The sequence below is a fragment of the Candidatus Omnitrophota bacterium genome, from assembly GCA_028716565.1.
In the GTDB taxonomy this organism is placed as follows: domain Bacteria; phylum Omnitrophota; class Gorgyraeia; order Pluralincolimonadales; family Pluralincolimonadaceae; genus Pluralincolimonas.
Map to the genome: position 1 here is coordinate 1 of JAQUPL010000005.1, position 24434 is coordinate 24434.

22 protein-coding genes and 2 rRNA genes are annotated in these 24434 nt (G+C 53.1%); 23 read left to right on the forward strand and 1 reads right to left on the reverse strand.

Features of this window, described 5'->3' with window-relative positions; translation table 11 throughout:
* From PHO67_05840 to recJ, 19 genes are all read left to right on the forward strand, one after another.
* A 23S ribosomal RNA gene (locus PHO67_05840) occupies window positions 1–903 on the forward strand; the annotation flags it as partial.
* 157 nt (window positions 904–1060) lie between these two features.
* Window positions 1061–1177: ribosomal RNA gene (gene rrf, locus PHO67_05845) — 5S ribosomal RNA — on the forward strand.
* Between the two features lie 91 nt (window positions 1178–1268).
* Window positions 1269–1739 carry a prepilin-type N-terminal cleavage/methylation domain-containing protein gene (locus PHO67_05850; GenBank protein ID MDD5546658.1) on the forward strand — a complete coding sequence of 157 codons (471 nt, stop codon included), beginning with the start codon at window positions 1269–1271 and terminating at the stop codon, window positions 1737–1739.
* A complete protein-coding gene (locus tag PHO67_05855; protein MDD5546659.1) occupies window positions 1736–2116 on the forward strand; it encodes a prepilin-type N-terminal cleavage/methylation domain-containing protein in 381 nt (126 codons plus the stop codon). Before PHO67_05850 ends, PHO67_05855 begins: the two co-directional genes overlap by 4 nt.
* Window positions 2076–2783 carry a prepilin-type N-terminal cleavage/methylation domain-containing protein gene (locus PHO67_05860; GenBank protein ID MDD5546660.1) on the forward strand — a complete coding sequence of 236 codons (708 nt, stop codon included), beginning with the start codon at window positions 2076–2078 and terminating at the stop codon, window positions 2781–2783. The genes PHO67_05855 and PHO67_05860 overlap by 41 nt, the downstream gene beginning before the upstream one ends.
* Before the next feature lie 166 nt (window positions 2784–2949).
* The gene (locus PHO67_05865; protein MDD5546661.1) at window positions 2950–5895 is read left to right on the forward strand and encodes a PA14 domain-containing protein; all 2946 of its coding nucleotides are present in this window, start codon (window positions 2950–2952) and stop codon (window positions 5893–5895) included.
* The gene (locus PHO67_05870) at window positions 5892–6875 is read left to right on the forward strand and encodes a hypothetical protein (protein ID MDD5546662.1); all 984 of its coding nucleotides are present in this window, start codon (window positions 5892–5894) and stop codon (window positions 6873–6875) included. Before PHO67_05865 ends, PHO67_05870 begins: the two co-directional genes overlap by 4 nt.
* Window positions 6876–6932: 57 nt before the next feature.
* Window positions 6933–8984: an elongation factor G gene (fusA, locus tag PHO67_05875; GenBank protein MDD5546663.1), complete on the forward strand. Its 2052-nt coding sequence runs from the start codon at window positions 6933–6935 to the stop codon at window positions 8982–8984.
* Between the two features lie 104 nt (window positions 8985–9088).
* Window positions 9089–9841: a YebC/PmpR family DNA-binding transcriptional regulator gene (locus PHO67_05880; GenBank protein ID MDD5546664.1), complete on the forward strand. Its 753-nt coding sequence runs from the start codon at window positions 9089–9091 to the stop codon at window positions 9839–9841.
* The gene (gene ruvC / locus PHO67_05885; GenBank protein ID MDD5546665.1) at window positions 9838–10371 is read left to right on the forward strand and encodes a crossover junction endodeoxyribonuclease RuvC; all 534 of its coding nucleotides are present in this window, start codon (window positions 9838–9840) and stop codon (window positions 10369–10371) included. Before PHO67_05880 ends, ruvC begins: the two co-directional genes overlap by 4 nt.
* Window positions 10368–11000, forward strand: coding sequence for a helix-hairpin-helix domain-containing protein (locus PHO67_05890; GenBank protein MDD5546666.1), 633 nt, complete (start codon window positions 10368–10370; stop codon window positions 10998–11000). Before ruvC ends, PHO67_05890 begins: the two co-directional genes overlap by 4 nt.
* Complete coding sequence (ruvB, locus tag PHO67_05895) at window positions 10997–12049, forward strand: Holliday junction branch migration DNA helicase RuvB (protein ID MDD5546667.1); 1053 nt, start codon at window positions 10997–10999, stop codon at window positions 12047–12049. Before PHO67_05890 ends, ruvB begins: the two co-directional genes overlap by 4 nt.
* Window positions 12050–12055: 6 nt before the next feature.
* Window positions 12056–13225, forward strand: a complete 1170-nt coding sequence (locus PHO67_05900) for a SpoIID/LytB domain-containing protein (GenBank protein MDD5546668.1) — start codon at window positions 12056–12058, stop codon at window positions 13223–13225.
* Entirely contained in the window at window positions 13222–14265 is a 1044-nt protein-coding gene (gene queA / locus PHO67_05905) for a tRNA preQ1(34) S-adenosylmethionine ribosyltransferase-isomerase QueA (GenBank protein ID MDD5546669.1), read from the forward strand. The genes PHO67_05900 and queA overlap by 4 nt, the downstream gene beginning before the upstream one ends.
* Complete coding sequence (tgt, locus tag PHO67_05910; GenBank protein ID MDD5546670.1) at window positions 14262–15416, forward strand: tRNA guanosine(34) transglycosylase Tgt; 1155 nt, start codon at window positions 14262–14264, stop codon at window positions 15414–15416. The genes queA and tgt overlap by 4 nt, the downstream gene beginning before the upstream one ends.
* A 3-nt stretch (window positions 15417–15419) precedes the next feature.
* A complete protein-coding gene (gene yajC / locus PHO67_05915; protein ID MDD5546671.1) occupies window positions 15420–15713 on the forward strand; it encodes a preprotein translocase subunit YajC in 294 nt (97 codons plus the stop codon).
* The gene (secD, locus tag PHO67_05920) at window positions 15710–17956 is read left to right on the forward strand and encodes a protein translocase subunit SecD (protein ID MDD5546672.1); all 2247 of its coding nucleotides are present in this window, start codon (window positions 15710–15712) and stop codon (window positions 17954–17956) included. The genes yajC and secD overlap by 4 nt, the downstream gene beginning before the upstream one ends.
* On the forward strand, window positions 17946–18812 hold the full coding sequence (locus PHO67_05925; GenBank protein MDD5546673.1) for a cation diffusion facilitator family transporter: 867 nt from the start codon (window positions 17946–17948) through the stop codon (window positions 18810–18812). Before secD ends, PHO67_05925 begins: the two co-directional genes overlap by 11 nt.
* A gap of 19 nt (window positions 18813–18831) precedes the next feature.
* Entirely contained in the window at window positions 18832–20496 is a 1665-nt protein-coding gene (gene recJ, locus PHO67_05930; protein MDD5546674.1) for a single-stranded-DNA-specific exonuclease RecJ, read from the forward strand.
* A 15-nt stretch (window positions 20497–20511) separates the two neighbouring features.
* On the opposite strand, the gene rpmB is transcribed toward recJ, so the two are convergent.
* Window positions 20512–20739, reverse strand: coding sequence for a 50S ribosomal protein L28 (rpmB, locus tag PHO67_05935; GenBank protein ID MDD5546675.1), 228 nt, complete (start codon window positions 20737–20739; stop codon window positions 20512–20514).
* Between the two features lie 33 nt (window positions 20740–20772).
* Between rpmB and recG the strand changes: the two genes are divergently transcribed.
* The 4 genes from recG to PHO67_05955 are packed head-to-tail and all read left to right on the forward strand — an operon-like array spanning window position 20773 to window position 24428.
* Window positions 20773–22923, forward strand: coding sequence for an ATP-dependent DNA helicase RecG (recG, locus tag PHO67_05940; GenBank protein ID MDD5546676.1), 2151 nt, complete (start codon window positions 20773–20775; stop codon window positions 22921–22923).
* 1 nt (window position 22924) lies between these two features.
* A complete protein-coding gene (rsmD, locus tag PHO67_05945) occupies window positions 22925–23506 on the forward strand; it encodes a 16S rRNA (guanine(966)-N(2))-methyltransferase RsmD (GenBank protein ID MDD5546677.1) in 582 nt (193 codons plus the stop codon).
* Window positions 23506–23985 (forward strand): pantetheine-phosphate adenylyltransferase, encoded by a 480-nt coding sequence (gene coaD, locus PHO67_05950; GenBank protein ID MDD5546678.1) that lies wholly within the window; start codon window positions 23506–23508, stop codon window positions 23983–23985. The genes rsmD and coaD overlap by 1 nt, the downstream gene beginning before the upstream one ends.
* A complete protein-coding gene (locus PHO67_05955; protein MDD5546679.1) occupies window positions 23982–24428 on the forward strand; it encodes a YceD family protein in 447 nt (148 codons plus the stop codon). The genes coaD and PHO67_05955 overlap by 4 nt, the downstream gene beginning before the upstream one ends.
* Window positions 24429–24434 lie beyond the last annotated feature (6 nt).

A 24434-nucleotide genomic window follows, 5' to 3' on the forward strand; every position in this document is an offset into this window, starting at 1 on the left:
GAGGGGTTCGGCGAAATTGTAGTGGCGGTGAAGATGCCGTCTTCCCGCGAATAGACGAAAAGACCCCAGAACCTTTACTGTACTCTGGTATTGGATTTTGGTCCAGTATGTGTAGGATAGGTGGGAGCCTTTGAAGTCCCGGCGCTAGCCGGGATGGAGGCGACGTTGAAATACCACCCTTACTGTATTAGAATTCTAACCTCGTCCCTTCTAACAGGGCGTGGAACAGTGCTAGACGGGCAGTTTGACTGGGGCGGTTTCCTCCTAAAGAGTAACGGAGGAGCACAAAGGTTCCCTCAGTGCGGTTGGCAATCGCACGGTGAGTGTAAGGGCAGAAGGGAGCTTAACTGTGAGTCTGACAAGACGAACAGATGCGAAAGCAGGTCCTAATGATCCGGCGGTTTAATGTGGAATTGCCGTCGCTCAACGAATAATAGGTACTCTGGGGATAACAGGCTTATCGGTTCCGAGAGTTCATATCGACGAACCGGTTTGGCACCTCGATGTCGGCTCATCGTATCCTGGGGCTGGAGAAGGTCCCAAGGGTCCGGCTGTTCGCCGGTTAAAACGGTACGCGAGCTGGGTTCAGAACGTCGTGAGACAGTTCGGTCTCTATCTTTCGCGGGTGCAGGATACTTGCGAGGAGTTGCCCGTAGTACGAGAGGACCCGGGCAAACGAACCTCTGGTGTTCCAGCTGTCACGCCAGTGGCAAAGGCTGGGTAGCCATGTTCGGAAGGGATAAGCGCTGAAAGCATCTAAGCGCCAAGCCCCCCTCAAAACTAGGTATCCCCCATCGCAAGATGGTCTAAGGCACCTTGTAGTCTACGAGGTTGATAGGCCGGAAGTGTAAGCCCTGTAAGGGGCGAGCTTACCGGTACTAATATGCCGATCGGCTTGGCCACTTTAAATTTTAAGTGGCAAGTTCAGGGTTGTAGTCAATATTCTGCTATGCAGTTGTTGAATGTGGTAGTCCGCGGTCCCGTATGGGGCCGCGGCTACCATCGATATTTGATGGTTTGAATATACCCGTATGGATATATTCAAACCACCTAGAGGTTTCCTGGTGGTTATACCGAGGGGGTCACACCCGTTCCCATACCGAATACGGAAGTTAAGCCCCTCAGGGCCGATGGTACTTAGCTGGCAACGGCTCGGGAGAGTAGGACGCTGCCGGGATAAATAGCCCCCGCATTTCACTATGCGGGGGTTTTATTTTACGCGCTATCCGCCTTGACACAAAGTCAATATATGGTATAATTCTTTTGCGATGAAGATCTTACGTTATGGGCAAAGAAGGGCAGCCGGTTATACTCTCATTGAGATGACTATTGTCCTGTTCATCATCCTGGCGTTTCTCGCTATGAGCGTGCCTTTCTTCGGTAGATTCTCGTCATCTACCGGCCTCAGGACCGCGGAGAGGGAGGTCGGCACGGTCCTCAGGACGGCGAGGAGTTACGCCATTTCGCGGAACAGCAATTTTAACGCGGAATTCGATACGAGCGTTACGCCTAATACATACCGCATTACGGATTCCGGAGGCACAACAGTCGATAGCACAAAATTATATCAGTTGCCGGCGGGCATAAATTTTACCGCTACGGTCACGGTCACATTCACCCCGAACGGCGGGCTTACAAGCGCCATCGATGCGAGCGTGACGGTCGCAGAAATAAAAGACGCTACAAAATTCAGGACAATAACAGTGGATGCCGTGACAGGGGCGGTAACAATGCCATGATAAAATTCATTTCTAATGCAAAGGGTTTTACCTTAATAGAGATAGTCATCTCTCTCGGCATCCTGATGATAGGGATACTCGCGGTCCTGGCGCTATTCCCGGTCGGTTTCGATTCGGCGAGCCGTTCGGCCGATTTGACTAAGGCCACGATATTTGCGCAGGATCGGATGGAAGAGATAAAGAGGTTAGGCTATCCGGTCGCCGCTGTTCCATCCGCGACGGCTTTTTCCGATCCGAGGTTCAGCTATATGGTCACGGTCTCTACCGCCGGGTTGCCGGCAAATTGCCAACAGGTCACGTTAACCGTATCATGGAATTATAAACAGAGAACCCTTAATGAGAATTTCGTCACAATCATCGCGTCGCTCGGCCCGTAGAAAGGGCCTCACCTTAATAGAGATACTGGTCGTATCCGTCATATTCTCTATAATCGCGACCTCGCTCTTTATAGTCTTCAAGGCCGGCCTGGATTCATGGCGCAGGACCCAGGGCCATCTTGAGATCTATCAGAACGCGCGCGCCTCCCTGGATATGATGACGAGGGACCTTTCGGCCGCATATTTGAATTCCGGCAATGCGGATATCACGTTCCGCGGTTTTGCTTCCGGCTCCGGCAGCACATGGGTAACCCCGAGCGGGGGGAGCGAAGTCTTTTTTGTCGCCGCGCTTAATCCTACCCAGAACGATCCTAACGTCAAGTTTGAATTATGCCAGGTGGGATACTGGCTTAACAGCACTACTCATGAACTTACCAGGTATTATTACCCTCAGCTTGCGTCCCCGCCCGACTACGACTTCAGTGCGCACGCCGGTGACGCCGGGCAGAACCACAAGATCGCCGATAACGTAGTTGCTTCTGCTACACAGCCGGCATTCTCCCTGACTTTTTTCGATTCCGCGGGCACTCAAACGACTACGTGGGATTCAAGGGCCGGCGGCGCCCAGGCAGGGCAAAAGCCGTCTAAAGTCCAGATAATTTTAACTATTCAGGAACCGAATTCTACAAAGACCCAAACCTTCTCAACCGGTGTTTATATTCCGTAGAAGAGGGCTATTTATTAAGCAATAAATTCATCCCAAAAAGCAAAAGAGTACCATTGACAAGGCCGTTTCTATCGTCTAAACTTATATAGAAACCGATCCCTTTGGCGTGCTAACTGTGGAGAGGATAAGCTGAAGGGATTAAAAAAGTGGAGAATTTCGAAACGTGATGAAACATTGGACAGGGAAAAATAGGCGGGGCATAGCGTTACTGTTGACGATAGGTGTTTTGGGCCTGATATCGCTCATCGGGATAAGCTTTGCCCTGAACATGCTCCTTACGCGCAAGGAAGCGGCCAATTTCCTCAATTCCTCGAGGGCGCGTTATATAGCTGAGGCGGGCATAAAGAGAGCGGTGATGGATATACGCGCACAGGTAACCTCCGTCTCCTATACTAATCTCAAGACTTATATCGCGAATTATGTTGTTTCCAGCGGAACGAACGTCCCTCTTGGCGAAGGGACCTATACCCTTACCATCACGTCCGAGGAAGATAAGGTAAATCTCAATACATTCGACGAAACGGACGCCAGTCAGATCGATATCCTTAAGACATTCCTTACAAATCAGCAGGTCGCGAACATAATAGATTACAGGGATACGGATTCGACAAACACGGCAATAAGCGGTATATCGGGCAATATCGAGGGAGCCGCGCAGTGCAAGAACAAACCTTTTGATTCGATAAACGAGATAAGGGCCGCGACGGGAATAGACCAGAATACTTTCGCGAACAATAAGGACAAGATCACGGTTTATAAGCCTATAATGAGAGGCGGGCTTCTCGGGAAGTATTACGGGGGGGCATCCGGGCCGGGGATATCAGGGGTCTCGCCGGACGTCACCATAGATAAGGCGGGATTTGCCAAGAAGGTCGTCGAACTTGGCCCTGTTTACCAAACCCCGAACGACACCCAGCTTCCCGGCACGGACGGATATGAGTCCACTCCTTCCGATGTGGGCTGGTCTGAGACGCACGACGCAGAGTTTGCCGGCGGAAGCTCGGTTGCCACTATCGTGAATTTCGGAGTCGACAGGTTCGGCGTCATATGGGACGGTTATATCGAGATAATGCCGGATGAGACCGGGGCGCCCATCACTTTCCGCGTGATGGTCGACGACGGCGCCAAACTTTTTTTGGATGACAATACGGCCAATGTCCTCCAGGGTACGAGCTGGCAGGACCAGGACAAGACCGAATACAGCGGGGATTATACGTTCCAGGCGGCGGGCTGGCATAAGATCCGGATCGAATATTATGATAACACCTACGGGAATACGGTGATGTTAAAGTGGAAAGGCGCCAGCTGGGCGGGCGCATCGGTCGTCCCGGCCGAAAGGCTCGGCTATGACCCCCTGATGAAGACGGGCCTTACATACAACCACGCGGGGATATACACCATAACTTCCACGGCTTCTGTCCTAAGTAGCGGCCTGACGGCGGCGACCAGGCAGTTGACCGCGACGGTGGAGGTCTTCGGCACCTGGACCCAGACGACAAAAGAGGAGTTTTGCGCCGCCTGGTTCAATGAACAGGGTAATTTCCGCGACGGCGAGGTCTTTAACGTGAACTGGCTCGACAGCTGCCCGACCGAGGGCGATTACTGGGATGCCGGCGCCTCAAAGATGCGCTGGGAAGAGGCCGGAACATATACCAAAACGCCTGATTCGGTAAAACTCGGCTATTGGGACAATTTCGACGAAGACCCGGCTTTTTCCACCGCCATGATGAAGGGCTATCAATGGAATCGCTCGTGGTGGAATATCCCGGACGTGACCTTAAATATAAGTTTTCAGGATGTCAGGGATAACGACGGGGACGGCGACAACGAAATTTACATCAAATGCAATACGTTTGAGGCGAAGCATTTTGAGCTGAACAGGTATTATTTTAAGCCTGATACCCAAAGCGTGTTCGTGAGGGCTTATCTGAAAGAGCCTGCCCCGTCTACCAGGATAGCCTGGAGAGGGAACGGGATATTATATCCGTTTGCGGTTCCGCCGGCGCCTCCTATGGGACTTTATCCTGGTGCTGGAAGAGACCAATCGGGTAATTATAAAAGTATTTATTATTATGACGAAAACGGTAATGGCCAACTAGATTATCATCAAAATCCAGTTTATCCTTTTAATTACATCTTGGACGACCCACAAGTTTTTCCTGTTTATGACGCCTATAACGGCGATGCCCCGGTGTATATATACAGTCCGGAGGGCAAAACCAATACCGCTTTGGAACCTATTCCCGCGCCGGGCAGTTATCACTATTGGCAGCCGGAAGGGACCGGCTGCGGTTGCTGGCTTTTCGCCAAAGGCTCTGCTGATGATCCTCAACAGTGGGCGAATTGCCTGCAACCTAATGGTTACAAGACATTGTTAACCGATGCGCACGGAACCGTCCAGGTATTGACCGAGCCCAGACCTCTCTGGCCGGACGGGGACACTTGCGAGATACGGCTCTATCAGGGTGCGTTCTTCCATCCGCAATTTGATTATCTTGCGGAGAAAGTCATGGCGATGATAGGATCCGATAGCGACTACTATTATAGTTGGGTAAATGGAGTTATAGAAAATAGTGATCCGAACTGGGCGGCCGGTTATCCCTCCAATCCCATATTCAAATTTGTGGCAAACAACCAGTATCTGGGCGCTGACTGGACTGACCTTGATAGGGGACAACATATAATAGGCGCTAACGACACCTGGCCTTATGCCGGTGCCGTCACCGAGATGCAGACGCATTGGGACGATATACGCTGTATCCCGCCGAGCGGATATCTTGTCTCCACGCCGTTTTACAGCGGAGGATCGATAAAATGGGGGACCGTCTCCTGGTCGGCCCAGACGCCGTCCGGTAACACCGCCGGAGTTTATTTCAGGACAGCCTCTTCCTATAATAATATCCCGGCGTTAGATTCGGGATGGACCGCAGCTGCCAGTAACGGCGCGGCCATAGGCGGGACCAACCCTTGGATACAATACAAGATCGCATTAGCCAAATCGGATATCAACAAGGGCCAGTATACAACAAGCTCGCAGACCCCGGTCTTTGAAGACCTGACATGCACTTATCTGCCTACGGCGCGTATTAAATATTGGAGGGAAGGGTCATGAAGAAGGCGTTCATATTGTTGACAATCGCGATAGTTATTTCTATGCCGGTTTCGTCACGTGCCGATACAATAACTCTCCAGAACGGCAGGACGCTTAACGGGCAGATAATAGGCCAGCCCGATGATTATATAGAGATAAAGCTGGGCTCCGGAAAGATGAAGCTGAGCAGGAAAGATATCAAATCTTTTGAGATAAAAGAGCCGGCCGAGGGTTATTCCAATCCCGACTCCAAAGAGACGGCGCCTGGTAGGACTAACGCGCCGGCAACGCTTTCGAACATAAATTTAAAAGCCGAATACGCAAAGAGCAAGATAAGGATCACGGGTAAGGCCGACCTGCCGCGCGGGACAAAACTTACGCTCAATTTTAAGAGGCAGGACAAGGTCCTCATAACGAAACGTATTACCGTCCGGAGCGGTGATTTTTTCACTCTTATCGAGCCGTTCGAAAGACAGCTTTCGCCTGGTAAATACGCCATCGAAGCGAGAGCGGAAGCGGATAATAAGGAAATAGCCGCGGGGTCATGCGACCTAGTTGTGGGTTCCGTCTCGCAGGTATCCGAAAGGGAGAAGAGCGATAAGCAGCGTCTCACCGAGACCGCGGACAGGGTCCAGTCGCTTTACAACGATTTGAATACGGCCTACGAAACGAACAAAAAGAATTTCGACAAGAAGAAATGGGATGAATGGTCCGCCTCATGGCTCCGGATGACGAACGACCAGATGCGGATGTTCATGGATTACTCGAACGGCAATGTCGAAACGTTATACCCCAAGGTGCATGGTAGCCTGGAAGTATCCTTCCGCCAGCTCGTTCTTCTTAATACGGCCTATTCGATGGAATTTGCCGCGCAAAAGAAACCTGGCGAAGTAGGACAGGGGCCAACCTCGATGATGCTCAATCCGCAATTCCTCAAAAATTCCATCGATTCGACGCTGGCCGACGCGCGGAAAGAGATCAACCTGACCGTTACAAGATAAGAGGCCGTTTTTTCCGCTTGACAAGGATTTGCGCCTACGTTATATTGACTAATACTTATGGATAGATACCCCGCGCAGAACATCCGTAACGTAATTTTTGTCTCGCATTCCGGTTCGGGGAAGACTTCACTGATCGAGGCGCTCCTCTTTAACGCCAAGATGACCACCCGGCTCGGAAAGGTAGCGGAAGGCAACACCCACTCCGACTACAATGCCGACGAGATAGAACGAAAGATCTCCATCACCTCGAAATTCCTTCACCTTATCTGGAAGAACACAAGGGTCCATATCCTCGATACGCCGGGGTACGCCGATTTCGTCGGCGACGTGATAGCCCCGCTGCGGGCGGCTGATGCGGCCGTGCTTTTGATCGAGGCGGTCCACGGCATAGAGGTCGGGACCGAACGCGTATGGCAATTCCTGGAGGAGAGGAACCTCCCTCGCGCGATATTCATAAATAAACTTGATAAAGAGAACGCCAATTTTGAGAATACCCTCAACTCGATACGTGACAGGTTCGGGAAACAGTGCGTCGCGCTCCAGCTTCCCGTAGGGGAGGAGCTTTCGCTCAAAGGCGTAGAGGGCGTCCTGCCGAAGGACGGCAGATATAAGGAAGAGTTGCTCGACGCGGTCGTCGAGACCGACGACACGCTTACCGAGGAATTCCTGGAAGGCAAAGAGATCTCCCAGGAGGAGATGGCCAAGGCGCTAAAGTCGGCGTGTATCTCGGGAAAGATCATCCCGGTCTTTTGCGGCTCGGCAGTCCAGAATATCGGGGTGACGCAGCTCCTGGACGCGATCGTCGACCTTTTTCCGTCGCCGGCAGACAGGCCGCCGGTCGAGGGCATAAACCCGAAGACGAAAGAACCGGCCAAGAGAAATCCCGTCGATACCGAACCCTTCTCTGCTTTCATATTCAAGGATATATTCGATCCTTACGTGGGCCACCTTACGCTCTTCAGGGTATTCTCAGGGACGATAGAATCGAACACCGGATTCTATAATTCATCGAGGGACCTCAAGGAACGCATAGGGCAGATTTATGTCCTGCAGGGCAAGGAGCAGGTGCCCATACAGAAGGCCGGCGCCGGAGATATAGCCGCCGTCGCCAAGCTCAAGGATTCCCACAATAACGACACCCTTTGCGACGAGAAGAACCCCATCGTCTTCCCTGCGACGACATTCCCGGAGCCGTGCATATCCGATTCCGTAAAACCCAAGACGCGCCAGGACGAGGAGAAGATAATGGGCGCATTGACCCGGCTCGCCTCGGAAGACCCGACATTCAAGATAACCCGCGACGAACAGACCCACGAGCTCGTTATATCGGGAATGGGAGACCTCCACCTGGATGTCATGCTCGACAGGATGAAGAAGCGTTTCGGCGTCGATGTAGAGGTGGGCGTTCCCAAAGTCCCCTATAAAGAGACAATAAAAAAGACCGTCAAGATACAGGGCAAATTCAAGAGGCAGTCCGGCGGCCGCGGGCAATACGGTGACTGCTGGCTCGAACTTGAGCCCCTGCCGCACGGACAGCAATTTGAGTTCGTGGATAAGGTCGTAGGCGGCGCGATCCCCAGGCAATTTATTCCGTCGGTCGAGAAAGGGGTAAGGGAAGCGATGAACAAGGGCTTCCTTGCCGGATACCCTGTCGTTGATATCAGGGTGACCGTTTACGACGGCTCGTTCCACGAAGTCGACTCCTCGGATATGGCCTTCCAGATAGCCGGCTCGATGGCCTTTAAGAGCGGGCAGGAGCAGGCGGGCCCGGTCCTTTTGGAGCCGATAATGAGCGTTGAGATAATCGTCCCTAATGATCACCTCGGACAGATAACCGGCGATATTAACTCCCGCCGCGGGAGGATAATGGGCATCGAGGGAAGGGGCAAGCAGGAATATGTCAAGGCCACGATACCCCTGTCCGAGATGTTCAAATACGCGACCGAACTCCGTTCCATGACAGGCGGCCGCGGCTCATATTCGATGAAGTTCGACCACTACGAGGAAGTCCCCGCCAAGATCACCAACCTGATAGTCGCTAACACCAAGAAGGCGGCCGAAGAAGCAGCCGGCGGCCACGCCAACCACGGCCACGAGCACCATAAATAGCGCGGTTCCCGCCCAAAAATCCTTTACATTTTAACTCCCAAAATGGTATAATTTTGTATTCAAATTCCACGAAAAATTAATCTAAATCGGAGGTATTTTCTGAGATGTCCGGACATTCAAAATGGAAAACACAAAAGAACAAAAAAGCCGCCGCTGATGCCGTAAAAGGCAGGGCGTTTACCAAAGCTACCAAAGAGATCACCGTCGCCGCGAAGGACGGGGGCGGCGACCCGGATGTGAATCCGAGGCTTCGCTTTGCCCTGGCAAAGGCCAGAGAAGTGAACATGCCCAAAGACAACATAGAAAAGGCGATAAAGAAGGGCACCGGCGAGCTTCCCGGCGTGATCTATGAAACTATCAATTATGAAATCTACGGGCCGGGCGGCGTAGCGATAATGGTCGAAGCCCTGACCGACAACAAAAACAGGGCCTCGGCAGAAATAAAGAATATCCTCTCGCGCAAGGGCGGCAATATGGCCGGCCCGGGCGCTGTCGCGCGCTTTTTCCATAAGAAGGGGCTGATCGTCATCGAAAAAACGAAGATCGACGAGGATAAGCTTATGGATATAGCCCTCAACGCAGGCGCCGAAGACATGAAGACCGAAGATAAGATCTACGAGATAACGACAGACCCCAAGGATTTCGAGAAGGTCAAGAAGGCGCTTGATGACAACAAGATCGAATGCCAGCTGGCCGAGGTGACTAGTGTCCCGACAATGACGGTAAAGGTCGCCGGCGGCCCCGCGAAACAGGTCCTGGCGCTCGTCGAGGCGCTGGAAGATTACGAGGACGTCCAGAACGTATACGCGAATTTCGATATTCCCGACGAGATACTGGAACAGGCGAAGCAGGAATGACAAATCCCGTTAGAAATCCGATTTCTAACGGGGTTAAAATACTGGGCATCGACCCAGGTTTATGCATGACCGGTTACGGCCTGATAGAGGCCGGGCCTAAGGGAATAAAGCTCATTGAAGCGGGTGTCGTAAGGACCTCGGCGAAAGAAAAAGTAGAGGCAAGGATAGAGAAGATATATAAGGCGATAAAAGGCCTCGTCAGGGAGTCGAAGCCGGACGTGCTGGTCCTCGAACAGTTATATTCCCATTACAGGCACCCCGCCACCTCCATACTTATGGGCCATGCCCGCGGCGCGATATGCCTCCTGGCGAAAGAGACCGGGACGGAACTGGTGGGATATTCGGCCACGCGCGTCAAAAAGGCGGTCACAGGCGCCGGCCACGCGAGCAAATACCAGATGCAACGCATGATACAAAACCTTTTCAATATGAAGTCGGCCCCGAACCCGCCTGATATCTCTGACGCGTTGGCGCTCGCGGTCGCTCACGCACACATCTCCCGGATGGACGGGATAGCGGGGTCAAGATGATATCTCATATCCGCGGCAAGATAGCCAAACGCAAAAGCTCATCCCTCATCATCGATGTCGACGGCGGTATCTCTTACGAGGTATTGATCCCAGGCTGCGTGATGAAGTCGATCGACGGACACATCTCCCCGGACGGTTCCATCAAGCTGATAACATACCATTACCACCATACCGACCCCGCGCGCAGCATACCCGTCCTCATAGGTTTCTTAAACGAGATAGAAAAGGAATTTTTCGAGAAGTTCATCACGGTTTCCGGCATCGGGCCCAAGGCTGCGGTCAGGGCCTTAAACGCCTCTATACCTCAGATAGTAAAAGCGATAGCCGACGGTGACCTCGCCGCGCTAAAATCCCTGCCAGGCATCGGGGAACAGCGCGCCAAGGAGATCGTCGCTAAGCTCCAGAATAAGCTCGGGAAGTTCGGGCTGATACAGGAATACGGCGTAGAGATAACGGTCACCAAGGAACCGGATTTTGTGGAAGAGGCGACCGAGATCCTGCTGCAATTGCAGTATAAGAAACCGGAGGCGAAAGAGATGATACGGAAGGCGCTCGAGCGTTCGCCGGGCATCAAGACCGCCGAAGACCTGTTAAACGAAGTCTATAAACATAAGAAACATTCCAAATGAGCGAAGAGAAGAAAGATAAAGAAGGGCGGTTGCGCGAAAAACTCGTCTTCAGCCAGGAGACAGAGGAAGATATAATATTAAACCTTTCCTTGCGTCCCGCGAAGGTCACGGAGTTCGTAGGGCAGAAGGCGGTCGTTGATAACCTGCTCATCGCCGTGTCGGCCGCGAAGAAGAGGAAAGACCCGCTCGAGCACATCCTGTTTTCGGGCCCGCCGGGCCTCGGCAAGACGACGCTAGCCCATATAATAGCCGGCGAGATGGGGACGAAGATAACCGCCACGTCCGGGCCGGCTATCGCGAAGGCCGGCGACCTGATCGGAATCCTTACAAACCTCGGCGATGGAGATATCCTTTTCATAGACGAGATCCACAGGCTCTCTAAGATCGTGGAGGAGTTCCTTTATCCGGCGATGGAGAATTACCAGATAGACTTTGTCATCGACAAAGGCCCTTACGCCAAGACTATTAAATTCAATCTAAAACCGTTCACGCTTATCGGAGCGACGACCCGCTCCGGCCTGTTGAGCGCACCGATGCGCGGCAGGTTCGGGATGTTCTACAGCCTCGATTTTTATCCCGCGGAGGAACTCGTTCATATAATCAAACGTTCCGCTAAAATACTCAAGATAACGCTCGATAAAGATTCCGCCGTTGAAATTGCTCAGCGCGCACGCGGGACTCCGCGCATAGCCAACAGGCTCCTGCGCAGGGTAAGGGATTACGCCGAGGTGAAGAACGCGGGGAAGGTAGACAAAGAGATCGTGGACAAAGCGCTGGCGATGCTCGGCATCGACGCGATGGGCCTCGACGCCCTCGACAGGAAAGTGATGAAAGCTATCATAGATACGTATAGCGGCGGGCCGGTAGGAATAGAATCCCTTGCTGCGACATTGAATGAAGAGGCGGATACTATTTCTGACGTAGTCGAGCCGTTTTTGTTAAAGATAGGATTCCTGAAACGCACACCCCGCGGCAGGGAAGCCGCAAAGTCCGCATATGAGCATTTTAAAGTCCCCTCCAAAAAAGAATCCCAGAAGGAGTTGTTTTAACCGGTCATGCGAACCCGCCTCTGTTTTTTGACGATCTTCGCGGCAATATCGGTAATTACCGCTCCTGCGGTCCACTGCTTACAGGAGTTCACCGCCGCGCACGATCCGGTCCGCGTCCGCGTCGCAGTCGCAAAGGGCGCCGATTCGGTAAGGATCTTCATCGCCGGGAATTTCAGGATAATAGACCATCTCTCAAAAAGCGTCCTACTGGAGGAGAAGTACCTGCCCGAAACAGGCCTTATAGCGACCGATACGGGATTCGGTCTGGACGGTAAGGAGATCAGCGCCAACGCTATCTCGGTGGAACCCGTAGGCGGCTCGCGTGTCTATATAAACGGGCGCATATTCAGGGGCGAGATAAGGGTATTTAAGGACGGAATGAAATTGACCGTCGTAAATACGGTTGACCTGGAAGAATACCTTTACGGCGTCATGCGCAACGAGGTCTCGACGTGGTGGCCGATGGAGGCGCTTAAGGCCCAGGCGATAGCTGCAAGGACCTATGCGTTGAGCCAGATAAAAGAATCGAAGGCGAAAGATTATGATGTCACGGCTGATGTGAGTTCCCAGGTCTACGGAGGTATCTTTTCCGAGAAATGGCGGACAAACAAGGCCGTGGACGAGACGAGGGACCAGGTCCTGACGTATAACGGGGTTATATTCCCGGCTTTTTTCCACGCCACATGCGGCGGCAGCACATTCGACGCCGCTTACCTTTGGAACATCGACCTCCCTCCGCTGAAGGGGGTAAAGTGCAGGTGGTGCAGGAAATCGCCGCACTTTTACTGGGAAAAATGGATGTCGGTAAAAGAGGCGGAGGAGAAACTCGCGGGCGCCGGCTATCCTGTCGGTGACATAATCGGGTTTGAAGCCGTGAAAAGAGATCCGTTCTCAGCCCGGATATTGGAATTAAAGATCAAGGGCGACAAAGGGGAGGCGGTCCTCCTCGCGAAGGATTTCAGGCGGATGATCGGGGCCGATATAGTAAGGAGCACGAATTTCAAGGTCACGGTGATAGGGGAATATGTGGCCTTCGAAGGGCTGGGGTGGGGGCACGGGGTAGGCCTTTGCCAGTGGGGAGCATATTACATGTCCCGCGCCGGCAAGAAGGCGGACGAGATACTTGGATTTTATTATCCCGGCTCAAAGATAACCTATCTTAAGGACGCGAAATGAGACTGAGCGAATTCGATTATAAACTTCCGGAAGAGCTTATCGCGCAATATCCGGCGCAGGCGCGCGAAGCCTCACGGCTTATGGTAGTCCATAAGATATCAAAGAAGATAGAACACAGGAACTTCCGCGACATCGTCGATTATATCGGGCCCCAGGATTGCCTCGTCGTAAACGACACGAAGGTCATAAAGGCGAGGCTTCCGGCGAAGAGAGCGGATACGGGAGCAAAGGCCGAGATAACGCTCATAGAAAAGATGAGCGAGAGGCTCTATAAGTGCCTGATAGATACTTCCACAAAGATAAAAGTCGGCACGAAGTTCACGTTCGGCGCCGCCGAACTCACCGGCGTCATCCGCGGCGAGAGCGAAGGGATAAGGCTTATCGAATTCAGCATAAACGGCGCGGATTTCGGGGCTATACTGGATAAGATAGGCATAGTGCCCCTTCCGCCTTATATAAAGCGTCTGCCGGAGAAATCCGACGAGGAGAGGTACCAGACCGTCTATGCCAGGACGCCGGGAGCGGTCGCGGCACCGACCGCCGGACTGCATTTTACCGACGAGACCCTGGATAAGATCAAAGCCAGGGGTGCGCAGGTCGAGTCGGTGACCCTGCATGTCGGGTATGGGACGTTCAAACCGGTTTCGGTAGACGAGGTCTCTAGGCATAAATTAGAGCCCGAGGTATTTGAATTTAAGGAAGAGGCCGCGCTGAGGTTAAACGATGTTAAAGAGAAGGGCGGTAAAATATTCGCGGTCGGGACAACTACCTGCAGGGTGCTGGAGAACCAGGCGCAACTCGTAAAGGGCTCGAAGAACCGGGTCGAGAAGGGCAAAGGATGGACCAATCTTTTCATATATCCGCCGTATAATTTTAAATTTGTCGACGCGCTGGTGACGAATTTCCATCTGCCGAAAACGACGCTTCTGATGCTCGTCGCGGCTTTTTGCGGCAGGGAAGTCCTTTCCCGGGCCTACGACGAGGCCGTGAAAGAGAAGTACCGGTTTTACAGTTACGGCGACTCGATGTTGATAATATGAAGATAGAGATAATCGCGAAAGACAAGGGGACGAAAGCCCGTGTGGGGAAGGTAAAGACATCGCACGGAGAGTTTGATACCCCGGCGTTCATGCCCGTGGGGACGCAGGCGACGGTAAAGACGCTCTCGAACGACGAGTTGGACGCTTGCGGCGTGCAGATACTCCTGTCGAACGCGTACCACCTCTACCTGCGTCCCGGCGAAGAGATAATAAAGAACGCGGGCGGCCTCCATAAATTCATGAATTGGCAGAAGCCGGTATTGACCGACTCGGGCGGGTTCCAGGTTTTTAGCCTCGCGGTGCTGAGGAAAGTGAGCGACGAAGGCGTGGAGTTCCAGTCGCACATAGACGGCTCGAAGCATATGCTTACGCCGGAGAAGATGTTGGAGTTCCAGACTTGCCTCGGAAGTGATATAATGATGGTACTTGACGAGTGCGTCCATTATCCATGCGAATACGAGATGGCGAAACGCGCCGCCGTAAGGACGCTCGAGTGGGCGAGGCGCTCCAGGGAGCGGTTTGAAAAGGATTTCGATTCCAAGCCCAATAAGAAGCAGGCCATCTTCGGTATAGTGCAGGGCGCCTCCTATAAGGACCTGAGGGAAGATAGCGCGAAGATGCTGGTCAAGATGGATTTTGACGGTTACGCGTTGGGCGGACTCGCGGTAGGCGAACCCCGGGAGATCACCAACGAGATGACGCAATTCACGGCAGCGCTGCTGCCGGAGGGTAAACCGCGTTATCTCATGGGTGTCGGCGAGCCGCAGGATCTCTTCGACGCGGTATCCGCCGGGATCGACATGTTTGACTGTGTCGTCCCGACCAGGAACGGCAGGAACGGCACCGCTTTTACCTCGAACGGGCGTTTCTCCGTGAGGACGGCGGTGAACGCGAAGGGACTGGGCCCTATAGAAGAGGGGTGCGGCTGCTACGCGTGCAGGAACCATACAAGGAGTTATATCAGGCACCTCTTCAACACCGACGAGATCCTCGGCCTGAAGCTGGTATCGCTGCACAACACATATTTTTACCAAGGCCTAATGAAAAAGATAAGACAGGCGATAAGGGGCGGAAAGTTCGTAAAGTTCAGGGATGATTTTATGGAGAGGTACGAACCCGCCGGGACAACGGCGGCACAAAAGAAAGGATAGACGATGGAACAACAAGGCGCAAACGCGATAGCAAGTTTTTTACCACTGATCCTCATATTTGTGGTATTTTATTTCCTGCTCATAAGACCCCAGCAGAAACAGAAGAAGGAACACGAAGAGATGGTGAAGAACCTCGCCAAGAACGATGAGGTCATCACGAGCGGCGGGATACACGGCACGATAGTCAACGTAAAGGATACATCCGTGGTCCTCCGCATTGACGATAACTCGAAGATGGAAGTCGAGAAATACGCGATAGCTTACACGACAAAGAAGAGGACAGGAGAGGAGAAATGAACAGAGGGCTTCCCTGGAAAGCGGGATTAATATTCGCTTTAATAGCGGCTTCATTTTGGCTCATCTATCCGCCTTTTGACGTCAAGGATAAAGACGGGAAGGTGATACAGGAAGGCAAGATAAAGCTCGGCCTCGACTTGAAGGGCGGGATGCATCTTTTGCTTAAAGTCGATACCAGCCACCTGCCGGAGAACGCGCGTGAAGACGCCGGCGACAGGGCTATCGAGGTCATAAGGAACAGGATAGACCAGTTCGGGGTAAGGGAGCCGTCTATCCAGAGGCAAGGCAAGGACGAGATAGTGGTCCAGCTTCCCGGCGTCACCGACCGCGAGCGCGCCTTGAGCATAATCGGGCGGACCGCCCTGCTTGAATTCAAGCTGGTCTCAGATGACGCGGAAAAGATGAAGCAGGCGTTGACCGGCAATGTCCCCGAAGGCTATGAGCTAAAGACTTCCCTAGACGATGAGGGTAAGCTGCTGCTGGAAAAGCAGGCTGTCATGACAGGCGAGGGGCTCTCGAACGCCGCGATACATTTCGACCAGAGCAAATTCAACGAGCCGACGGTCAATATTACGTTTAATTCGGAAGGAGCGAAAAAATTCGCGAGGATAACAAGCGAGAATGTCGGCAGGAGGCTGGCAATAGTCCTTGACGGCAAAGTGCAGTCTGCCCCGGTCATAAGGGAAGCGATACCTTCAGGCGAGGCCGTGATAAGCGGAAGGTTCACGGTCGAGAACGCCAGGGACCTCTCATTGGTATTGAGGACCGGCGCGCTACCTGCCCCCATGTATATCGAAGAGGAGAGGACTGTCGGCCCGTTGCTTGGGCAGGATTCCATCAATAAGGGTATAAAGGCGAGTTTGATAGGAGGCGTGCTTATCCTTGTATTTATGGCCGGTTATTACCTCCTATCCGGTCTCATCGCCGACGTAGCCCTCAGCTTAAACTTGTTGTTCACCCTCGGATGCCTCGGATTTTTGCCTTACGTATTCCCCGGCATATCCGCCACGCTGACCCTCCCCGGTATCGCAGGTATAGCCCTTTCGCTCGGCATGGCAGTCGACGCGAACGTGCTTATCAATGAAAGAATAAGGGAGGAATTGCAGGCCGGAAAGGCGCTGCGGCAGGCAGTCAGCCTCGGTTATGACAAGGCATTCAGCGCCATATTCGACTCGAACCTTACGACGCTGGTCGCGGCTCTATTCCTCTTCCAGTTCGGGACAGGCCCGATAAGGGGCTTTGCTGTGACCCTGACCATCGGCCTCATGGCGAGCATGTTTACGGCGATCTTCGTTACGCGCGTCATAATGGAAACCCTCCTGAACGCCGGGCTGGTAAAATCCCTGCCGATGTTGAAGCTTATCAAGGAGACAAAAATAGATTTTATCGGGAAGAGGAAGATATTTTATGCCATCTCTATCATCGTGATAGGCGTAGGGCTCTTCTCATTTTTCTCGAAACAAGATAAGGCGTACGGAATAGACTTCTCCGGAGGCCAGCTCCAGGAGTTTATGTTCAAGTCCGCCCCGGATATCGAAGGCGTCAGGAAGACGCTGAAAGAGCTTAACCTCGAGGATGCCTCGATCCAGCAGTTCAAGGATAATCCGAGGGTCATACTCATAAGGACCGCAGCCGACAAGAGCACGGACCTTACGAACAAGCTGAAGAGCGCTTTCCCGGACCAGGATATACAGATGCTCAAGATAGAGCATGTCGGGCCGGTCGCGGGAAAGCACCTCAAAACAAAGGCCGTATACGCGATCATATGGTCGCTGATCGGCATATTGGTATATGTCGCTTTCAGGTTCAAGCACTTTAATTTCGCTGTGGCGGGCGTCATAGCCCTTACACATGACGTCCTGGTGGCGTTGGGCTTCCTGGCGTTGACGAACAGGGCAATAGACCTGTTGAGCGTCACGGCTTTCCTTACCATCGCCGGTTATTCGATAAACGATACCATCGTCATCTATGACAGGGTAAGGGAGAATTTGCGGCTAAACAGGAAGATGAGCCTGTATGATGTGATAAACCTGAGCGTCAACCAGACTCTGGGAAGGACGCTATTGACCTCGGGGGTCACGCTCCTCGTGGTATTGGCGATCTTCCTTTACGGCGGCGAGGTCCTGAGCAATTTCGCGTTCGCGCTGCTGGTGGGTTTTGTTTCCGGCGTATATTCGACCGTCTATATCGCCAGCCCGCTTGTGTTGGCATTTCAGCCGAGGAAGAAAGTAATTGGGAAATAATAGGTATATACAGATAAGAAATATCCTTATCTGGATACTCGCACTCAACTGGGGAGTGGCCGTGGCCAAGATCGTATACGGCCTTTTGACGCAGTCCCTGGCCATGACATCCGACGGTTTCCATTCGCTTTCGGACGGGTCGTCGAATATAATCGGCCTGATCGGGATAGCGGTGGCGTCGCGGCCCAGGGATGTCGGCCATCCTTACGGCCACGGCAAGTATGAAACCCTCGCCTCGATGGCCATCGCGGTGGCGCTCTTCTTCATAGCCTTCAAACTCATAACGGAATCTATACACAGGCTGGTCCACCAGGAGCTTATCAATCCCGTGGCAAACGTGGGCAGCTTCATTGTGATGGGCGTGACCCTGGCAGTCAATATAGGCGTGATGAGATATGAATATAGAAGAGGAAAGCAACTGGGCAGCGATTTCCTTGTCGCCGACGCGATGCACACGGGTTCGGACATTTTCACTTCCATCACGGTCGTGATCAGCCTGGTCAGCGTCAGGATGGGGCTTCCCATCATAGACGTCATCGCAGGCATAATAATATCGCTGTTGATCGCGTATATAGGGGTCAGGATACTCATGGAGAGTTCGAAGGTCCTAACCGATTACGCGGTCATCGAAGTGCAGCAAATATGCGACGCGCTCTCCGATATAAAGGAGATAGTCGGCTGCCACCGTATAAGGACGCGCGGCCGCTCCGATGATATCCATGTCGACCTCCACGTGACCGTGGACAAGAACATGCCTGTCGGGAAGGCCCACGACCTGTCTACTACCATCGAGAAGCGCATTCGCGAAAAATTCCCCGGCGTCACAGATGTGATAGTCCATATAGAGCCCGCCTGATATGCAAAAGGCATGGGAGATGGAATCGTTAGACGACAGCGCCGGCGCCGGACTTGCCGAGGCGCTGGGTATATCGCCTGTCCTCGCCCGCCTTCTTATAAAAAGAAGCGTAAATAACCCGCAGGAAGCCCGCAGTTTCCTGTCGTGCGGCCTCTCATCGCTCCATGACCCTTTCCTTTTCAAGGACATGGAGAAAGCGGCCGCGCGGATAAGGTCCGCCATAGAAAATAAGGAGCGCGTCCTCGTTTACGGCGATTACGACGTCGACGGCCTGACAGCCACGGCGCTGTTGTATGCGACGCTGAAGAGATACGGCGTCCACGCGCACAATTATATCCCTGACCGCGTGAAGGAGGGGTACGGCCTTAATCTCGAAGCGCTTGAGAACGCGCGTAAGGACGGCGCAAAACTTGTCATTGCGGTCGATTGCGGTATCACGGCCGCCGAAGAGATAGGTTTCTTAAATAAACATCGCATCGACTCCATAATCCTCGACCACCATCAGCCCGTGAAGGGCAACCTGCCGGAGGCATTAGCGATATTGGACCCGTTCGTTCCGGGCTGCCGTTATCCGTATAAACATCTGGCGAGCGTGGGCCTCGTGTATAAATTAATGCAAGCATTAGGTTGGAGCAGGGAAGAGGACCTCGACTTGGTGGCGCTCGGGACGATATCGGATGTCGCGCCTCTTACCGGGGAGAACAGGGTGCTCGTAAAACACGGCTTGAAATATCTCGCTAAGACGCAGAGGGCCGGCCTAAGGGCGCTTATGGAAGTCGCAGGTATAGGAAAGAAGAAAGAATTTTATACCGAGACTGTGGGATTCATCCTGGGGCCGCGGCTGAATGCCTCGGGCAGGATGAATTCGTCGATGCATTCACTGAAATTGCTCCTGACAGACGATAAAGAAGAGGCGAAAAAACTCGCCGAAGACCTCGATAAGAGCAACCGCGAGCGGCAGGCGATGGAAGCGGCGATACTTAAAGAGGCGATATCGAAGGTCGAGCGCGAAGTGAATTTCAAGGAGCACAGGGTGATAGTCCTCCACGGCGATAAATGGCATCCCGGCGTGATAGGCATAGTCGCCTCGCGCATAGTCGAGAAATTCTACAGGCCGACGATACTGGTCGCGTTCAACGAGAATACGGGCAAGGGGTCGGGGCGCTCGATACGGAATTTCCATCTCTTCGATGCGCTCTCAAAATGTAAGGAGCACCTGATAGAGTTCGGCGGGCATGAGCACGCGGCCGGCATAACCATCTCGAAGGAGAATATAGACGCCTTCCGCGACAGCTTGAACGCCGTCGCTCACGAGGTCCTCCAGCCCCTGGACCTGGTCCCGCGTCTCGAGATAGACGCGTGGATATCCCTTAAGGATATCACCAGGAAATTCCTCAAAGAATTAGAATTGCTAGAGCCGTTCGGGGTGGGCAACCGCAAGCCGGTATTCGCGGTGAAGGGGCTATCGCTTAAAGCGAAGCCGAAGATACTTAACTATAATACGCTGAAGATCTGGGTGACGGACGGGGAACTGACTTACGAGGCGGTCGGTTTCAAGAAAGCCCTTGATTATAAACTCGATTCCGCCTCGCTGGTCTTCGATCTCGCTTTTACGCCTTTGATCAATGTATGGCAGGGGCAGGAGTCGATACAACTGCAGCTTAAGGACCTGAAGTTTAATTAAACCCCTTGCGAGGGACTACGCCTTAACTATCTTACCCGACCTGATGCAAGCAGTGCAGACTTTGAGGGTCTTGATGACGCCTTTCAGATTTACCTTTATCCTCTGTAGATTGGGGGCGAAACGCCTTATGCTTCTGCCCGTTATCTTCTGGCCGACACCGCCGTCCTTCTTGGCCATACCGCGGCGTTTGATGGCCTTACCTGCCATCTTGCCTTTGCCGCATATATCGCATACCTTTGACATGACTTCCTCCTTGAAGTATTATTTAGGGGTATAATGATAACACAAGCGGGGCAAAACATCAACACCAAAAATCAGCCTTTAAATGAGATCCCGGTGCGGTATGTGAAGGGAGTCGGGCCTGCGAGGGCCGAGATACTCGCGCGCCTGGATATCGCCACCGTCGAGGACCTTTTATACCATTTCCCGCGCAGGTATGAAGACCGCAGCCATTTCAATTCCATTAATAAAGTCAAGGTGGGCGATTACGCCACGATAAAAGGGGAAGTGCTTACCGTAGGCCTGCGCCGCGGCAAACCCCGCTTCGGGCGGGGTAAAGTCCTGGCGTTATTCAAGATGGCCGTGGGTGACGATACCGGCGTCATCTACGCGGTCTGGTTCAACCAGCCGTATATGCAGAAAATGTTCAGATCCGGCGATAAGGTAGTCCTTTACGGGAAGGTCGAGAGGTACAAAGATATCCAGATAACGAACCCCGAGTTCGAGATAATAAAAGACGACGGCGAGCCCCGCTCTTCCATGGAAGAGCGGGACACGGAACTGATACACACAGGGAGAATTGTTCCGATATACCCACTGACGGAGGGGATAAGCCAGAGGGGTATGCGCTCGGTCATCAAGAACTTGCTCGACAGGTATCTCGACGGCGCGGAAGAATTCCTTCCCGCCGGTCTAAGGGCAAGGAATAACCTGCCCGAATTGAAAGAAGCTCTCTTCAATATCCATTTTCCCAGGAGTGAGGGCCTGCGCAAAACCGCGTATGAGCGCATCGTCTTCGATGAATTTTTCGCCCTGCAGGCCGCGCTCGCGCAGAGGAAGGCCAGGATAAAGGGGTCGGATGACGGAGTCGCGCATAAGGTCGGGGGGGAACTCCTGGAATCTTTCAAGGAGGTGATACCGTTCAAGCTGACCGGCGCCCAGGCAAAAGCTATAGCAGACATCGAGAAGGACATGGCCAGCACGAAGCCGATGAACCGCCTGCTAGAGGGCGACGTCGGCTCCGGAAAGACGATAGTCGCGGCGTATGCGCTCGTACTGACCGTATCGAACGGCTATCAGGGCGTGCTTATGGCGCCGACCGAGATACTCGCCCAGCAGCATTTCATGAACCTCAACAAATTGCTCAGCCCGCTCGGCATAAATATCGTCATACTTACGAACAGCGTCGTAGATGAGGCGCGCGACGAGGCGAAACGCCTCATAGAAGAGGGCCGGGCGAACATAGTGATAGGTACCCACGCCCTCATCCAGGAAGGTGTCAAATTCAAGGATCTGGGCCTGGCCGCGATAGACGAACAGCATAAGTTCGGCGTCGACCAGCGGGTCCAGTTGAAGCAAAAGGGCTTTAATCCCGATATGCTTTTCATGACCGCCACGCCCATACCGCGGACTCTCGCGATGACCCTGTACGGCGACCTCGACCTCTCCATACTGGACGAAATGCCCAAGGGGCGGATACCTCCGAAAGCCTATTGGGTCGGGGAACAAAGGCGGGAGGGGATATATAAGTTTATCGCACAGGAAGTCGCTGCCGGAAGCCAGGCGTTCATCGTCTATCCGTTAATAGAAAAGGGCAAGAAAGAAGACCTTAAGGCAGCGGCCGATATGTATGAAAAATTCAAAAAAGAGGTCTTTCCGCAATTTAAGGTCGGCTTGGTCCACGGCAGGCTCGATAGCGAAGAGAAAGAACGCGTGATGGCTGATTTCAAATCCGGAAAGGCGCAGATCCTCGTATCGACGACGGTCATAGAGGTCGGCATCGATAACCCCAATGTCTCGGTGATGCTCGTCGAAAATCCCGAGAGGTTCGGGTTGAGCCAGCTCCACCAATTGCGGGGTAGGATAGGAAGGGGCAACCAGCGCTCTTATTGCATCCTGCTTTCCGATACCGAATCCGAAGAGGCGAAGAAGCGGCTCAAAGCCCTTATCGGCACGACCAGCGGATTTAATATCGCGGAAGAGGATTTACAACTGCGCGGGCCGGGCCAATTCTTCGGCACAAGACAGCACGGGCTTCCGGAATTGCGCTACGCCAACCTTGTTGCGAACGTAAAACAGCTTGAGGCAGCGCGCAAGGAGGCATTCGACCTCGTGAGAGGCGATCCCGAGCTTAAGGCGCCCGGGCACAGGAAGATCAGGGAGATCATCAGGCGCAAGTTCTCCGGGAAGACGGAGCTCAAGGCATGATATGCGTATAACAAGCGGCATCTTCAGGAGCAGGATAATCAAGGCGCCGGGCGGCATAAGGCCCACCCTTGATAACGTCCGCAAGGCCATTTTCGATATTCTGGGAGAGGCGGCGGAGGGAGCGGAGGCGCTAGACCTTTTTGCCGGTTCCGGGGCGATGGGCCTGGAGGCTTTGAGCCGCGGCGCTGCATCCTGCATATTTGTGGACAATAACCGCGCCTCAATAAAGGCGACAAAAGAGAACATAGGCGCCCTTGTCCCACACTTTCATGAAAGTGTGGGACAAGGCCCGGGCCGAACCGAGGTCATTTTCGCGGATTCTTTGGCAGCTATACAGAGGCTTGCCCGGAATAATGCCAAATTTGACATTATCTTCATGGACCCGCCTTATTATAAGGAGATCGCCAAAAAAACCTTGTCATTACTGGCCGATTGTGATATATTATCCGAAACTGGCGTAGCGGTTATAGAGCATTCCAAGCATGACCTGTTACCCGATTCAAGCGGGGGTCTGAGGCTCTTTCGTACCGCAAGGTACGGCGACACGCTGGTTTCTTTTTACTGTAAGGGCCAAACCAAATAATGAAGAGAAAAGCGGTCTACCCGGGGACTTTCGACCCCGTAACCTACGGCCACATAGACCTTATAAAGAGAGCGCTCAAGATCTTTGATACCGTTATAATCGCGGTCGCGCACAACGCGGAAAAAGAACCCCTCTTCAGCGTGGATGAGAGGATAGCGATGCTCAAGAAGGCGACCAGGGGCATGAGGGGCGTTGTCATTGAGGATTTCGGCGGCCTGGCCGTCGATTACGTAAGGGGCAAGGGCTCAAGGGTCATGATCCGGGGTATGAGGATGCTGTCGGATTTCGAATACGAGTTCCAGATGGCCTTGACCAACAGGAAACTGGCCCAGGATATCGAGACGATATTCATGATGCCCTCCGAATCCTATTCTTACCTTTCGTCAAAACTTATAAAGGAAGCGTTCGCGCTCGGGGCCGACGTAAAGAGCTTTGTCCCGCCTTTCGTCGCCAAGGCGCTGGCGCAAAAATCAAGATGAAGATAAAGATAAACGATATCCCGAATGAAGGGCTCGCTATCGAGGAGAAGCAAAACGCCTCGGAATTGGACCTGGCGAGGGACGACCTGAAATTCGTCACGCCGGTATCCCTTTCCGTTTTTATAGGCAGGGATAAGGACGAGGCATACGCGCATGTCTCCGCGAGCGGCAAGATCGAGGCGGTATGCAGCCGCTGCCTTTCTTCCTACACCATAGATTTCAAAAAGGATTTCGATTTCAGTTATGACTTAAAGGGCAAGACGACCCTGGACCTCACCGACGATATACGCTCGGAGATAATACTTGAATACCCTGTCAAGCCGTTATGCAAGGACGGCTGCAAGGGACTCTGCCAGGTCTGCGGCAAGAACTTGAACGAGGGCAGCTGCGGCCACAAGACAGACGTGCAGAAATGGAACCGTATAGAGAAAAGCGGCAACTAAAGAAGG

What these genes read in the sequence shown, in the direction of transcription:
- PHO67_05880 (MDD5546664.1), top strand. Translation starts at nt 9,089, where the DNA reads ATGTCCGGACATTCAAAATGGAAAACACAAAAGAACAAAAAAGCCGCC.
- PHO67_05955 (MDD5546679.1), top strand. Translation starts at nt 23,982, where the DNA reads ATGAAGATAAAGATAAACGATATCCCGAATGAAGGGCTCGCTATCGAG.
- PHO67_05855 (MDD5546659.1), top strand. Translation starts at nt 1,736, where the DNA reads ATGATAAAATTCATTTCTAATGCAAAGGGTTTTACCTTAATAGAGATA.
- fusA (MDD5546663.1), top strand. Translation starts at nt 6,933, where the DNA reads ATGGATAGATACCCCGCGCAGAACATCCGTAACGTAATTTTTGTCTCG.
- coaD (MDD5546678.1), top strand. Translation starts at nt 23,506, where the DNA reads ATGAAGAGAAAAGCGGTCTACCCGGGGACTTTCGACCCCGTAACCTAC.
- rsmD (MDD5546677.1), top strand. Translation starts at nt 22,925, where the DNA reads ATGCGTATAACAAGCGGCATCTTCAGGAGCAGGATAATCAAGGCGCCG.
- PHO67_05850 (MDD5546658.1), top strand. Translation starts at nt 1,269, where the DNA reads ATGAAGATCTTACGTTATGGGCAAAGAAGGGCAGCCGGTTATACTCTC.
- PHO67_05890 (MDD5546666.1), top strand. Translation starts at nt 10,368, where the DNA reads ATGATATCTCATATCCGCGGCAAGATAGCCAAACGCAAAAGCTCATCC.
- PHO67_05865 (MDD5546661.1), top strand. Translation starts at nt 2,950, where the DNA reads ATGAAACATTGGACAGGGAAAAATAGGCGGGGCATAGCGTTACTGTTG.
- secD (MDD5546672.1), top strand. Translation starts at nt 15,710, where the DNA reads ATGAACAGAGGGCTTCCCTGGAAAGCGGGATTAATATTCGCTTTAATA.
- tgt (MDD5546670.1), top strand. Translation starts at nt 14,262, where the DNA reads ATGAAGATAGAGATAATCGCGAAAGACAAGGGGACGAAAGCCCGTGTG.
- rpmB (MDD5546675.1), bottom strand. Translation starts at nt 20,739, where the DNA reads ATGTCAAAGGTATGCGATATATGCGGCAAAGGCAAGATGGCAGGTAAG.
- ruvB (MDD5546667.1), top strand. Translation starts at nt 10,997, where the DNA reads ATGAGCGAAGAGAAGAAAGATAAAGAAGGGCGGTTGCGCGAAAAACTC.
- PHO67_05900 (MDD5546668.1), top strand. Translation starts at nt 12,056, where the DNA reads ATGCGAACCCGCCTCTGTTTTTTGACGATCTTCGCGGCAATATCGGTA.
- PHO67_05870 (MDD5546662.1), top strand. Translation starts at nt 5,892, where the DNA reads ATGAAGAAGGCGTTCATATTGTTGACAATCGCGATAGTTATTTCTATG.
- recJ (MDD5546674.1), top strand. Translation starts at nt 18,832, where the DNA reads ATGGAATCGTTAGACGACAGCGCCGGCGCCGGACTTGCCGAGGCGCTG.
- yajC (MDD5546671.1), top strand. Translation starts at nt 15,420, where the DNA reads ATGGAACAACAAGGCGCAAACGCGATAGCAAGTTTTTTACCACTGATC.
- ruvC (MDD5546665.1), top strand. Translation starts at nt 9,838, where the DNA reads ATGACAAATCCCGTTAGAAATCCGATTTCTAACGGGGTTAAAATACTG.
- recG (MDD5546676.1), top strand. Translation starts at nt 20,773, where the DNA reads ATGATAACACAAGCGGGGCAAAACATCAACACCAAAAATCAGCCTTTA.
- queA (MDD5546669.1), top strand. Translation starts at nt 13,222, where the DNA reads ATGAGACTGAGCGAATTCGATTATAAACTTCCGGAAGAGCTTATCGCG.
- PHO67_05860 (MDD5546660.1), top strand. Translation starts at nt 2,076, where the DNA reads ATGAGAATTTCGTCACAATCATCGCGTCGCTCGGCCCGTAGAAAGGGC.